The organism is Azospirillum ramasamyi (assembly GCF_003233655.1).
Taxonomy (GTDB): Bacteria; Pseudomonadota; Alphaproteobacteria; order Azospirillales; family Azospirillaceae; genus Azospirillum; species Azospirillum ramasamyi.
Genome location: NZ_CP029833.1, coordinates 412,999 through 425,955, shown reverse-complemented (window position 1 = coordinate 425,955; position 12,957 = coordinate 412,999). Strand labels below are relative to the sequence as shown.

At 68.2% G+C, this 12,957-nt stretch carries 12 protein-coding genes; 10 read left to right on the top strand and 2 right to left on the bottom strand.

The features are described 5' to 3' along the window. Positions 1-9: 9 nt before the first annotated feature. The 3 genes from DM194_RS24180 to DM194_RS24170 all read left to right on the top strand — a co-directional run bounded on the left by DM194_RS24180 (position 10) and on the right by DM194_RS24170 (position 2,301). The gene (locus tag DM194_RS24180) at positions 10-681 is read left to right on the top strand and encodes a LuxR C-terminal-related transcriptional regulator (protein WP_111070099.1); all 672 of its coding nucleotides are present in this window, start codon (positions 10-12) and stop codon (positions 679-681) included. A 40-nt stretch (positions 682-721) separates the two neighbouring features. Beyond that, positions 722-1,042, top strand: coding sequence for a hypothetical protein (locus DM194_RS24175; RefSeq protein WP_111070097.1), 321 nt, complete (start codon positions 722-724; stop codon positions 1,040-1,042). A 71-nt stretch (positions 1,043-1,113) separates the two neighbouring features. Then, positions 1,114-2,301, top strand: coding sequence for a DNA polymerase IV (locus DM194_RS24170; RefSeq protein ID WP_111070095.1), 1,188 nt, complete (start codon positions 1,114-1,116; stop codon positions 2,299-2,301). A 113-nt stretch (positions 2,302-2,414) separates the two neighbouring features. Here DM194_RS24170 and DM194_RS24165 read toward each other — a convergent pair whose 3' ends face one another. Continuing rightward, entirely contained in the window at positions 2,415-2,894 is a 480-nt protein-coding gene (locus DM194_RS24165; RefSeq protein ID WP_111070093.1) for an Lrp/AsnC family transcriptional regulator, read from the bottom strand. 244 nt (positions 2,895-3,138) lie between these two features. Between DM194_RS24165 and ald the strand changes: the two genes are divergently transcribed. From ald to DM194_RS24125, 7 genes are all read left to right on the top strand, one after another. Then, positions 3,139-4,260: an alanine dehydrogenase gene (gene ald, locus DM194_RS24160; RefSeq protein WP_111070301.1), complete on the top strand. Its 1,122-nt coding sequence runs from the start codon at positions 3,139-3,141 to the stop codon at positions 4,258-4,260. An 813-nt stretch (positions 4,261-5,073) separates the two neighbouring features. Further along, entirely contained in the window at positions 5,074-5,979 is a 906-nt protein-coding gene (locus tag DM194_RS24150) for an ABC transporter permease subunit (RefSeq protein WP_063635815.1), read from the top strand. 5 nt (positions 5,980-5,984) lie between these two features. Beyond that, complete coding sequence (gene livM / locus DM194_RS24145) at positions 5,985-7,493, top strand: high-affinity branched-chain amino acid ABC transporter permease LivM (RefSeq protein WP_111070091.1); 1,509 nt, start codon at positions 5,985-5,987, stop codon at positions 7,491-7,493. Between the two features lie 8 nt (positions 7,494-7,501). After that, positions 7,502-8,383: an ABC transporter ATP-binding protein gene (locus tag DM194_RS24140; RefSeq protein ID WP_246024570.1), complete on the top strand. Its 882-nt coding sequence runs from the start codon at positions 7,502-7,504 to the stop codon at positions 8,381-8,383. A 3-nt stretch (positions 8,384-8,386) separates the two neighbouring features. After that, entirely contained in the window at positions 8,387-9,097 is a 711-nt protein-coding gene (locus tag DM194_RS24135; protein ID WP_111070087.1) for an ABC transporter ATP-binding protein, read from the top strand. 1 nt (position 9,098) lies between these two features. Next, a complete protein-coding gene (locus DM194_RS24130; protein WP_111070086.1) occupies positions 9,099-9,452 on the top strand; it encodes a DUF6867 family protein in 354 nt (117 codons plus the stop codon). A 345-nt stretch (positions 9,453-9,797) separates the two neighbouring features. Then, positions 9,798-11,483 (top strand): methyl-accepting chemotaxis protein, encoded by a 1,686-nt coding sequence (locus DM194_RS24125; RefSeq protein WP_111070085.1) that lies wholly within the window; start codon positions 9,798-9,800, stop codon positions 11,481-11,483. A gap of 174 nt (positions 11,484-11,657) precedes the next feature. Here the strand turns inward: DM194_RS24125 and DM194_RS24120 are convergent, their stop codons facing one another. Further along, positions 11,658-12,854: an acyl-CoA dehydrogenase gene (locus tag DM194_RS24120; RefSeq protein ID WP_111070084.1), complete on the bottom strand. Its 1,197-nt coding sequence runs from the start codon at positions 12,852-12,854 to the stop codon at positions 11,658-11,660. Between the last annotated feature and the right edge of the window lie 103 nt (positions 12,855-12,957).

The following is a 12,957-nucleotide window of genomic DNA, read 5'->3' as shown; positions in this document are numbered from 1 at the left end:
GCGGAAGCCATGGGCGAGGACAGCGCAGAGGGAGAAGGAACGACCATCGTCATCGGCGACGACCACCCGCTGGTCCAGGCGGCGCTGCGCGACGCGCTGGGCAAGGCGATGCCCGAGGTGCGGGTGATCGAATGCCCGGACCTCGATTCGGTGATGGCCACGGTGGGGGAGCGGCCGGACCGCATCGACCTCGTGCTGCTCGACCTCAACATGCCCGGCACCCACGGCTTCGCCGGCCTGTTCATGATGCTGGCCCACCACCCGACCGTGCCGGTCGCCATCCTGTCGGCGCTCCAGGATTCCGACACCATCCGCCGGGCCCTGGCCTATGGCGCCTCGGGCTACATTCCCAAATCGCTGTCGATGCCGGCGATGGCCGATGCCATCCGCGCCATCCTGTCCGGCGAGACCTGGGCGCCGCCGCTGTCCGCCGCCTCATCGGAAGCCGAGGAGGCCGAGGCCGCCCGCCGCTTCGCCTCCCTATCGCCGCAGCAGCTGCGCATCCTGACGATGATCGTCGACGGCAAGCTGAACAAGCAGATCGCCGGCGAGCTGAACGTGTCGGAGCAGACGGTGAAGGTCCACGTCTCCAGCATCCTGCGCAAGCTGAACGTGGTCAGCCGCACCCAGGCCGCCGTGGTCGCCGGCCGGCTGGCGGTGGGCGGCGACGTGCTGCGGTGAGGATGAACCTCACTCCCATGACCGACCCTGCGGTGCCCCCATGCTCCTTCTGCTGAGCCTTTCGCTCGCCCTGTCGCTGATCCTCCTGCTCGGCGCCGCGGCGATGGAGCGGGCGGCGATCCTCGGCCGGATCAACGGGGCGAACGGCCTGACCATCCTGGTGGCGCTGATCGTCTCGGCCGCCGCCTCCCTCGTCGTGGCCCTGCTCGCCGGCTGGATCGGCGGATGGAGCGCCCTGCTGTCGGTCCTCGCCGGTTCGGCGCTCTATCATTGGGCGATGACGAAGCTTCTGCTGGGCGGTCTGCAGGCCATCGCGTCCCGCATCGCCGCCGGCGACCGGGCGAAGACGCCGTCACGCTGATCGTCCGTACGTTCTTCCTTTGTACGCATCGGCTGGCGGTTTGCGCGCTCCTTTGCTAAGCTGCCGCCATCATGACCGCGCCCCTGCACAGCGTCTGCCGCGACTGCGCCGCCGCCCTGCCAAGCGCAGAAGCGGGCGACGTCACGCGCTGCCCGAAATGCGGCAGCCGGCGGCTGTTCCGCCATGCGGAGCTGCACAGCCTGTCCATCGGCCACATCGACTGCGACAGCTTCTATGCCACCGTGGAAAAGCGCGACCGGCCGGAGCTGGCCAGCCGGCCGGTGATCGTCGGCGGCGACGACCATCGCGGGGTGGTGGCCGCCTGCTGCTATGTCGCGCGCATCTCCGGCGTGCGCTCAGCCATGACGATCCGCGAGGCGCTGGACCGCTGCCCCGACGCCACCATCATCCGCCCCGACATCGCCAAATACAAAGAGGTCGGCCATCGGGCCCGCGCGATCATGGAGGCCTTCACCCCCCTGGTGGAACCGATCAGCATCGACGAGGCCTATCTCGACCTGACCGGCGTCGAGGACCGCCTCAGCATCAGCCCGGCCCAGGCGCTGGTGGAGATCGTCCGCCGCTTCGAGCGGGAACTGCGCATCACCGCCTCCATCGGCCTCAGCTACAACAAGCTGCTGGCGAAGATCGCGTCGGACCTCGACAAGCCGCGCGGCTTCTCGGCGCTGGGCCGGGCGGAGGCGGCGGGCTTTCTGGCGCCCAAGCGCGTCACCATCCTGTGGGGCGTCGGCCCGGCGCTGGAGCGCAAGCTGTTCGCCGACGGCATCACCCGCGTCGGCGACCTGCAGGACAAGGACGAGCATTGGCTGGTCAAGCGTTACGGCGCCATGGGCCGGGTGCTGTTCAACTATGCCCGCGGCGAGGATTCCCGCCGGGTGACGCCGGAAGCGCCGAGCAAGAGCATCTCGTCGGAGGAAACCTTCGACTGGGACGTCACCACCCTGCCCGCCCTGGCGCAGGAGCTGCGCCCGCTGGCCGACAAGGTCGCCCGCCGGCTGGAGCGCGAAGGGCTGCTGGGCCGCAGCGTGGTGCTGAAGCTGAAGACCAGGGATTTCCAGCAGCTGACCCGCTCCCGCCGGGTGGAGCCGACCCGCTCGCCCGAGGCGATCCTCGCCGCCGGCCTGTCCCTGCTGGAGCGCGAGGCGGACGGCCGCGCCTTCCGCCTGATCGGCATCGGCTGCACCGACCTGACCCACCCGGAAACCGCGCCCGACCCCGAACTCGACCTGTTCGGCTGAGCACGCGGCCCCGCAGGCCCATGCCTGCGAAGGCAAGCGGCCGGACGGCCGCGCCCGCCGTTTGAGGGCAAAGAGCATAAAGCCTGATGGGTCAGGCTTTATGCTCGATGATATCAGTCGCCGGTGTCCTCCAGCGCCGACCGGCTGCCGGGCCGCACGACGCTGCGGATGGCGAAGCTGGACTGGATGCGCTGGACGCCGGGCAGGCGCGACAGCGAATCCTTGTAGATGCGGTCGTAATCGGCGGGGTTCTGCGCCACCACCCGCAGCAGATAATCCGAACTGCCCGACAGCAGATAGCATTCCCGCACCTCCGGGCAGCGGCGGACGGCGGCGTCGAACCGGCGCAGATACTCCTCGGTCTGGCGTTCCAGCGTGATCTGGACGATGACGGTGACCGACCGTTCCTCGTCCATCGTCTCGATGATGGCGGTATAGCCGCGGATCACGCCGGAATGCTCCAGCATGTGCAGGCGGCGCAGGCAGGCCGATGGCGACAGCCCGACCTCCGCCGCCAGCTTGGCGTTGCTCATCCGGCCGTCCTTGCGGAGAAGGCGCAGGATCTTGTGGTCCAGGGCGTCCAGGGCGTGCATGCAACTTTATTCGAAGACATGGAGGATTCTGCGAAAGCTCCAGCACACTATGGGGGATTCATGCAAGGCTTTGCAGAGATTCACCCCGTTCGCCGGTCTTATAGTGGCTTTTGTGAGACAATCAGTCCAACCGATGGTTTCACTTGGGACCGGAGCGTTCGGCCGGAGCGCTTAACTGAACTACCGGGCTGAACCGCTTGGGCGAAGGATTGGATCGAGGAGATCTCGCATGGTCGGTTCCCGCATGGTCACGCGCATCGGCGTTCCCAAGGAGATCAAGAACCACGAATACCGGGTCGGCCTGACGCCCGCCTCGGTCCGCGAACTGGCGGCGGACGGCCATGCCCTGCTGGTGCAGAGCGGCGCCGGCGCCGAGATCGGCTTTTCCGACGAGGCCTACCGCGCAGCGGGTGCCGATATCGCCGACACCGCCGAGGAGGTGTTCGCGAAAGCCGAACTTATCGTGAAGGTGAAGGAGCCGCAGCCGGCGGAATGTCGCAGGCTGCGGCCGGATCAGGTGCTGTTCACCTATCTGCACCTCGCCCCCGATCCGGAACAGGCCCGGCTGCTGATGGAGAGCGGTTGCACCGCCATCGCCTACGAGACGGTCACCGACCGCGCCGGCCGCCTGCCGCTGCTGGCGCCGATGTCGGAGATCGCCGGCCGCATGGCGATCCAGGTCGGCGCCGTCGCGCTGCAGAAGAGCACCGGCGGCTCCGGCATCCTGCTGGGCGGCGTGCCCGGCGTGCTGCCCGGCAAGGTGCTGGTCATCGGCGGCGGCGTGGTCGGCGCCAACGCGGCCCGCATGGCGATGGGGCTGGGCGCCGACGTGACCGTCGCCGACCGTTCCATGCCCCGGCTGGCCCAGCTCGACGATCTGTTCGGGCCGCGGCTGAAGACCGTCCATGCCTCGGCCGACACGCTCGACCGCCTCATCGCCGACAGCGATCTGGTGATCGGCGCCGTGCTGGTGCCGGGCGGCGCGGCGCCGAAACTGATCCGCCGCGACCAGCTGGCCGGCATGCGCCGTGGTTCGGTGCTGGTGGACGTCGCCATCGACCAGGGCGGATGCTTCGAGACCAGCCGGGCCACCACCCATTCCGACCCGACCTATGTGGTGGACGGGATCGTCCATTACTGCGTCGCCAACATGCCGGGCGCGGTCGCCCGCACCAGCACCGAGGCGCTGAACCACGCCACCCTGCCCTTCGTCCAGGCGCTCGCCGGCAAGGGGTGGAAGCGGGCGCTGGCCGAGGATCCTCACCTGCTGGAAGGCCTGAACGTACATGCCGGGCACTTGACCTACGCGGCGGTCGCCGATGCCCTGGGACAGCCCTTCACCGACCCCCGCGGCATCGTCGGCTGAACATGTGAACAGCTGTTGACAGAAAAGTGAATGGAATTTGGCCGACGCTCTCTTTTTAGAAATTTCATTCTGAAATCGGCGATGGCGGCGCGAGGAATGTTGTTTTTTTTCGCTGCAGGAAAGAGAGTGTTGCGCCTACGGATCAAGTTGCTTTACCTGTCTGTGACAAGAAAAAGGGCAGCATCCGCCACCGGCACCAAAGTGCCGGGGGGTGAGGCCAAGAACAGATTCGAACAGGGTAAGGCTCGGCGCCTTTCGCCGACTGGGCTGGGCCGGACGGCTGTTCCGTCCGATCCGGCCGCTTCACGACAGGTTTGCCCGGCAGCCATGCCGGTGGGGACGCCACGGCCGCAAGCCGTGCCGCGCAAGTGGGAGCTGTTGACCATGGCCGAACGACGGAATGCCGCCCGGGTGCGGAGCCGCACCCCCGCGACAGTGTCGCGCGTCCGGATGATGCCGCCGCTCGTCCTGCCGCCGTTCGTCCTGTTGGCCGCCGGTCCGATTTCGGGCCGCCGGACCACGCCGGACCTCCACATGCAGACCCGCAAGGGTTCCCCATACCGCCTTTGACCGAAGCCCCGCCGGATCCCGCATCCGGCGGGGCTTTGGCAAGAACCGGGTGCGGCGGCGGGGTTCCAAGCGTCCCCTGCCTTGGTCCTGGATGTTCTCCCCCGTTCATCCGGATCGGAACTCCGCCGCCGCACACGGCTCAATCCAGGTTTCGAGTGCCAAGATTCGATTGAAAAGCTTCGAGTGCCAGTTTTCGAGTGCCTGCCTATTCGGTGATCTGGGAGAGTGGGAGAAGAGCGCCTGATGGATTATTTTCTACAACAATTGATCAACGGCTTGTCGCTTGGGGCGATTTACGGCCTGATCGCGATCGGCTACACGATGGTGTACGGCATCATCGGGATGATCAACTTCGCGCATGGCGAGATTTACATGATCGGCTCCTTCGTGGCGCTGATCACCTTCCTGGCCATCGGCGCGCTCGGTATCACCTGGGTGCCTCTGGCCCTGCTGGTCATGCTGCTCGCCTCCATGCTGTTCACCAGCGTCTACGGCTGGACGGTCGAGCGCATCGCCTACCGGCCCCTGCGCTCCTCGCCCCGGCTGGCGCCGCTGATCTCCGCCATCGGCATGTCGATCTTCCTGCAGAACTACATCCAGCTCCTCCAGGGCGCCCGCTCCAAGCCGCTGCAGCCCATCCTGCCCGGCAACCTCACCCTGATGGACGGCGCCGTCTCCGTCAGCTACGTGCGCCTGGCCACCATCGTCATCACCCTGGTCCTCATGGTCGGCTTCACCATGCTGATCAACCGCACCTCGCTGGGACGCGCCCAGCGCGCCTGCGAGCAGGACAAGAAGATGGCCGGGCTGCTCGGCGTCAACGTCGACCGCGTCATCTCGCTGACCTTCGTCATGGGCGCCGCGCTCGCCGCCGTCGCCGGCATGATGGTGCTGCTGATCTACGGCGTCATCGACTTCTACATCGGCTTCCTCGCCGGGGTGAAAAGCTTCACCGCCGCCGTGCTCGGCGGCGTCGGCTCGCTGCCCGGCGCCATGCTCGGCGGCGTGGTCATCGGCCTGATCGAGGCCTTCTGGTCCGGCTATGTCGGCTCCGAATGGAAGGACGTCGCAACCTTCTCCATCCTCGTCCTCGTCCTGATCTTCCGGCCCACCGGCCTGCTCGGCCGGCCCGAGATCGAGAAGGTGTAAGCGCCATGACCCTGCACTCCAACACCGTCCCGTCCGCCGCCGCGGGCGGCAAGGCGCGCGGCGTCGACTGGGCCGCCGCCGTCAGGGAGGCCGGGCTCGCCGCCTTCGTCGCCCTGCTGCTGACCGTGCCGCTGGTCGGCCTGCGCACGGTGGACCGCCCCACCGGGCTGGGCATCGAAGCCCGGCCGGAGGAGGTCGTCGCCTCCATCGTCCTGGTCTTCCTCGGCCGCCTCGGGCTCGGGCTGATCCGCCATGGCCTGGCGCTGCCGGTGCTGATCCTGGCGCTGGTTTGCGCCGGCGTCGGGCTGCTGCTGCCGATGCCGACCCAGGTGCTGCGCCTGGTGCTGGTGCTGGGCGGCGGCGTCATCGCCATCCGCGCCGCGCTGACGGTGGCCACCGGCCGCTCCAAGCTGTCGCAGGCCGACCGCGACAAGCGCATGGACCGCATCGCCGCCAAGGTGCAGCACGCCAGCCGCTACATCGGCCCGGTCGCCGTCGCCTTCGCCGCCGTCCTGCCGCTGACCCCGATGGCCGACCGCATGATCCTGGACATCGGCATCCTGCTGCTGACCTACATCATGCTGGGCTGGGGCCTGAACATCGTCGTCGGGCTGGCCGGCCTGCTCGACCTCGGCTATGTCGCCTTCTACGCCGTCGGCGCCTATTCCTACGCCCTGCTGGCCCATTACTTCGGCCTCAGCTTCTGGGTCTGCCTGCCGCTGGCCGGCCTGCTCGCCGCCATCTCCGGCGTGCTGCTCGGCTTCCCGGTTCTGCGGCTGCGCGGCGACTATTTCGCCATCGTCACCCTGGGCTTCGGCGAGATCATCCGCATCATCCTGGTCAACTGGTACCAGTTCACCGGCGGGCCCAACGGCATCTCCGGCATTCCGCGGCCGAGCTTCTTCGGCATCGCCGACTTCTCGCGCAGCCCGGCCGACGGCATGGCCGCCTTCCACGAGATGTTCGGGCTGGAATTCTCGCCGCTGCACCGCATCATCTTCCTCTACTACCTCATCCTGGCCCTGGCGCTGGTGGTGAACCTGTTCACGCTGAGGGTGCGCAAGCTGCCGCTGGGCCGGGCGTGGGAGGCCCTGCGCGAGGACGACATCGCCTGCGCCTCGCTCGGCATCAACCGCACCAACATGAAGCTGGCGGCCTTCGCCATCGCCGCGATGTTCGGCGGCTTCGCCGGCTCCTTCTTCGCCACGCGCCAGGGCTTCATCAGCCCGGAGAGCTTCACCTTCATCGAGTCGGCGATCATCCTGGCCATCGTGGTGCTGGGCGGCATGGGCAGCCAGATCGGCGTGGTGGTCGCCACGCTGCTGGTGATCGGCCTGCCCGAGGCGTTCCGCGAGCTGGCCGACTACCGCATGCTGGCCTTCGGCGGCGGCATGGTGCTGATCATGCTGTGGCGTCCGCGCGGCCTGCTGGCCCACCGCGACCCGACCATCCTCCTGCATGGCGGCTCCCATGGCGGCAACAAGCCCCCCGCCGCGACGGGAGCCGCGAAATGAGCGCCGTCATGAGTGAAAAGCCCCTGCTCACCGTCGAACACCTGACCATGCGCTTCGGCGGTCTGGTGGCGAACAACGACGTGTCGTTCGAGGCGCGGGCCGGCGAGATCACCGCGCTGATCGGCCCGAACGGCGCCGGCAAGACCACGCTGTTCAACTGCGTCACCGGCTTCTACACCCCCACCGTGGGCCGGCTGACGCTGCGCCACCCGGAGGGCCGGGAGTTCCTGCTGGAGCGGATGCCGGGCTACCGCATCGCCCAGCTGGCCGGGGTGGCGCGCACCTTCCAGAACATCCGGCTGTTCAGCGGCATGAGCGTTCTGGAGAACCTGATCGTCGCCCAGCACAACAAGCTGATGCGCGCCTCCAAATTCGCCATCGCCGGGCTGCTGGGCTTGCCCAGCTACCGCAAGGCCGAGCACGATGCGGTGGAGCTGGCGAAATACTGGCTGGACCGGGTGCGTCTGACCGAGTTCGCCGACTGGGAGGCCGGCAACCTGCCCTATGGCGCCCAGCGCCGCCTGGAGATCGCGCGGGCGATGTGCTCGGAGCCGGTCCTGCTCTGCCTGGACGAGCCGGCGGCCGGGCTGAACCCGCGCGAGTCGGCGGAGCTGGCCGAGATCCTGACCTTCATCCGCGACGTCCAGACCCCGCAGGGGCACCGCACGGGCGTGCTGCTGATCGAGCATGACATGAGCGTGGTGATGCGCATTTCCGACCATGTGGTGGTGCTGGACTATGGCCGGAAGATTTCCGACGGCGATCCGGAGCATGTGAAGAACGACCCGGCGGTGATCCGCGCCTATCTGGGCGAGGACGAGGACGAGGCGCTGCCGCCGGAGGTGGCGGCCGACCTGAACATGCCGCAAGAAGCGCAGAAGGGGGCCTGAGCCATGCTGAAGGTATCGGGCGTCCACACCTTCTACGGCGCCATCGAGGCGCTGAAGGGCATCGACATCGAGATCGGGTCCGGCGAGATCGTCTCGCTGATCGGCGCCAACGGCGCGGGCAAGTCGACGCTGCTGATGACGATCTGCGGCAGCCCGCGGGCGCGCCAGGGCCGGGTGTTCTTCGAGGGCGAGGACATCACCGACCTGCCGACCCACGAGATCGTGCGGCGCGGCATCGCGCAGAGCCCGGAGGGCCGGCGCATCTTCCCGCGGATGACGGTGCTGGAGAACCTGCAGATGGGCTCGATCGTCGCCCAGCCCGGCAGCTTCGAGCGCGAGCTGGAGCGGGTGCTGACGCTGTTCCCGCGGCTGAAGGAGCGCATCAACCAGCGCGCCGGCACGATGTCGGGCGGCGAGCAGCAGATGCTGGCGATCGGCCGCGCGCTGATGAGCCAGCCGCGTCTTCTGCTGCTGGACGAGCCGAGCCTGGGTCTGGCGCCGCTGATCGTGAAGCAGATCTTCCAGGTGATCCAGGAGATCAACCGGGAACAGAAGATGACGGTGTTCATGGTGGAGCAGAACGCGTTCCACGCGCTGAAGCTGGCGCACCGGGCCTATGTGATGGTGACGGGGAAGATCACGATGACGGGGACGGGGGCGCAGCTTCTGGCCGACCCGGAGGTCCGCGCGGCCTATCTGGAAGGGGGCCACTGAGATGGAGACGATCCTGGGCTCGTCGGTTCCGGTGTTCGTGTTCCTGACGGTTCTGGTGTTCGGCGGCTGCGGCGTGCTGACCGGCCAGACCCTGGCGGAGGGGTGGAAGCCGGTGTCGAGCGTGCTGGCCTATTCGCTCCTGCTGGGGGTGGGCGACCGCTTCCTGGCCTGGGGCCTGTTCGGCGAGCAGCTGCTGTCGCTGTGGGGCTTCGCCGTCCACACCGCGGTGATCGCGCTGATCACCCTGACCGCCCACCGCATCGCCACCGCCCGCCGCATGGTCAACCAGTATCCCTGGCTCTACGAGCGCGCCGGACCATTCGCATGGCGGGCGCGCGATCCGGCCCGCGGCTGAGCCGGCACCGGAACAAGCCACGACCGGAAAGACCTGAATCCGGACTCTCGGCATGAAAAGGCGCCGTTCGTCAAAGTGACGGCGGCGCCTTCCTTTTGTCCGGGCCAAAGCGTGACTTTAGGTTTTCTGTGACGATCGGCAGCATCCGAAAGTCAGAGAAGAAGATCGTGGCGCAAGCCATGGCATGTCGTTACAATAGTATTTAAACCAAGCAATTCGTTGACGCTTCGATAGTGAGCGCCGGTCCTGCCGGCGGTGCATCGCCGTGCCCTCGCGGCCGGCGGTCATTGCCCTGGAGGACGACGCCCGAAGTGGAGCGAAGGCGGCATGGGAAGGGGCAAGAGCATGGCAGTGGACAAGGCGGCCGTATCCCGGCCGCGTCGGTTCCGGAGTATCGGCCGCAAGGTGACGGCGGCCTTCGTCGCGGCCATCGTCGGCGGCTTCGTCGTCATCATGGGGCTGCAGGCCAAGATGCAGTATGACGACGCGGTGCGGCTGGCCACGCAAGACGCCCGCGTCAAGACGGACATGCTGGCGAATGCCACCAAGACCAGCTTCGTCGCCGGCGACGGCGCCTCCATCGAGACGGAGTTCATGCCGCTGGCCGACAGCGGCGAGGTGCAGCTGGCCTCGCTGCGCGCCGCGAGCGCATCGGGCACGCTGGCCGATTTTTCCAACCCGCGCTTCGCCCGATACGACCTGAAGGCCGACCAGGATCTGGTCGAGGCGGTTCTGGCCGGCAAAGGGGCGCAGACCCGTTCGGCCAAAGGCCACATCGTCGTGACGGTGCCGGTGGTGACCGGCAAGAGCAACCGGCTGGTCGGCGCCCTGCAGATCGCCTGGAGCCTGGACCAGCAGATCGACGCCATCGCCACCCAGATGCGCAACCAGATCGCCATCTGCCTGATCGCCCTGGCGGTTCAGATCGGCCTGCTGAACGTCCTGCTCGGCCGCATCGTCATCCGCCCGCTGCGCGCCATGTCGGCGGCGATGGCGAGGCTCGCCGGCGGCGACACCACGGTGGAGGTGCCCGGCACCGGCCGCTCCGACGAGATCGGCGCGATGGCCGGCTCCGTCACCGTCTTCCGCGACAACGCCCGCGCCATCGACCGCATGCACGCGGCCCAGGCCGAAGCCGACGCCAAGGCGGAGGAGGCCAAGCGCGCAGCATTGCTCGACCTCGCCGACCGTTTCCAGGGCACGGTGAAGCGCTTGGTGGAGGGCATCGCCGAGTCGGCATCCGGCATGGCCGACAGCGCCGACCGCATGGCGGTGGTGGTGGGGGAGGCGTCGAGCCAGACCCGCAACGTCGCCCGCGAATCGGATGACATCCAGTCCAACGTCCGCTCCGCCGCGGCGGCGGCGACCCAACTGGCCGGCTCCATCGGCGGCATCTCCGAACAGGTCGGCCATTCCGCCCGCATCGCCGGGGAGGCGGTGTCCCACGCCGACCGCACCAACGCCACGGTGCAGGGGCTGATCGCCAATGCCGAGCGCATCGGCCAGGTGGTCGGGCTGATCCACGCCATCGCCAAGCAGACCAACCTGCTGGCGCTCAACGCCACCATCGAGGCGGCGCGGGCCGGCGAGGCCGGCAAGGGCTTCGCCGTGGTGGCGACCGAGGTGAAGGGTCTGGCCGACCAGACCGCCAAGGCGACCGACGAGATCGCCGCCCAGGTCAACGCCATGCAGTCGGTGACCCGCGAGGCGGCCGACGCCATCGGCACCATCGGCAGCACCATCACCGAGATCGACGGCATCGCCGGCACCATCACCCGGTCGGTGCAGGAACAGAACGCCGCCACCAAGGCGATCGCGCGGGCGGTGGAGACGGCGGCGGCGGTCACCCAGGACGTGTCGGCGACCATCGCGGCACTTGCCCACACGGCGGAGAGCGCCGGCAGCACCGCGCTGGGCGTCCAGGACGCCGCCCGCGGCCTGTCCGGCCAGACCCGCGCGCTGGCGGCCGAGGTCGACCGCTTCCTGGGCGAGGTTCGCCAGCAGGCGAACGGGGATGTGAAAGCGGCGTAAAAACACCCTCTCCCGCCCCAGGAGAAGGAGGGGACCCACGACGTGGGAAGGATGAGGGTCGGTCCGAGAATCCGCAACCACACCGAGTCTCGGCTCGCCCCTAACCCTCCCCCCCCGCCGTTTCACGGTGGGCCCCTCCCTCTCCCGGGGCGGGAGAGGGCGAGTCTCAAGACCTTACGAGAAGGCCTGCAGGCCCGTCTGCGCCCGGCCCAGGATCAGGGCGTGGACGTCGTGGGTGCCCTCGTAGGTGTTCACCGTCTCCAGGTTCACCATGTGGCGGATGACCTGGAATTCCTCGGAGATGCCGTTGCCGCCGTGCATGTCGCGGGCGACGCGGGAGATGTCGAGCGCCTTGCCGCAGTTGTTGCGCTTGATCAGCGAGATCGCCTCCGGCGACCAGCTGCCGTCGTCCATCATGCGGCCGACCCGCAGGCAGGCCTGCAGGCCCAGCGTGATCTCCGTCATCATGTCGGCCAGCTTCTTCTGGACCAGCTGGGTCTGGGCCAGCGGACGGCCGAACTGCTTGCGGTCCAGCGTGTACTGGCGGGCGGCGTGCCAGCAGAACTCGGCGGCCCCCATCACGCCCCAGGCGATCCCGTAGCGCGCCTTGTTCAGGCAGCCGAACGGACCGCCCAGGCCGGCCACGTTGGGCAGCAGGTTCTCGTCGGGAACGAAGGCCTCGTCCAGAACGATCTCGCCGGTGACCGAAGCGCGCAGAGACAGCTTGCCCTCGATCTTCGGCGTGGAGAAGCCCTTGGTCCCGCGCTCCACCACGAAGCCCTTGATCTTGTTGTCATGGGCGTCCGACTTCGCCCAGACGATGGCGAGGTCGGCGATGGGGGAGTTGGTGATCCACATCTTGGAGCCCGACAGCAGATAGCCGCCGTCGACCTTGGTGGCGCGGGTCTTCATGCCGTTGGGGTCGGAGCCGTGGTCCGGCTCGGTCAGGCCGAAGCAGCCGACCAGCTCGCCGGTGGCCAGGCGCGGCAGCCACTTCTTCTTCTGCTCTTCGCTGCCATAGGCGTAGATCGGGTGCATGACCAGCGAGGACTGCACCGACATGGCGGAGCGATAGCCGCTGTCGACCCGCTCCACCTCGCGGGCGACCAGCCCGTAGGCGACGTGGCTGACGCCCGGCCCGCCGTACTCCTCCGGGATGGTCGGACCCAGCAGGCCCAGCTCGCCCATCTCGCTCATGATCTCGCGGTCGAACCGCTCCTCGCGGAAGGCGGAGATGACGCGGGGCTGCAGCCGGTCCTGGCAGTAGGCGCGGGCGCTGTCGCGCACCAGCTTCTCATCCTCGGTCAGCTGGGCTTCAAGGAGGAAGGCGTCGTCCCACTGGATGCTCTGCACGGTGCGTCTCCTGGTCATGTCGTATGGCGGTGCGCCGCCGGTTGCCGGCCGGCTGCCAAGTGGCCGGTCATCGATTGAAGCGCACTGTGCCGTGCCGATGCCATACCTGCAAACACATATT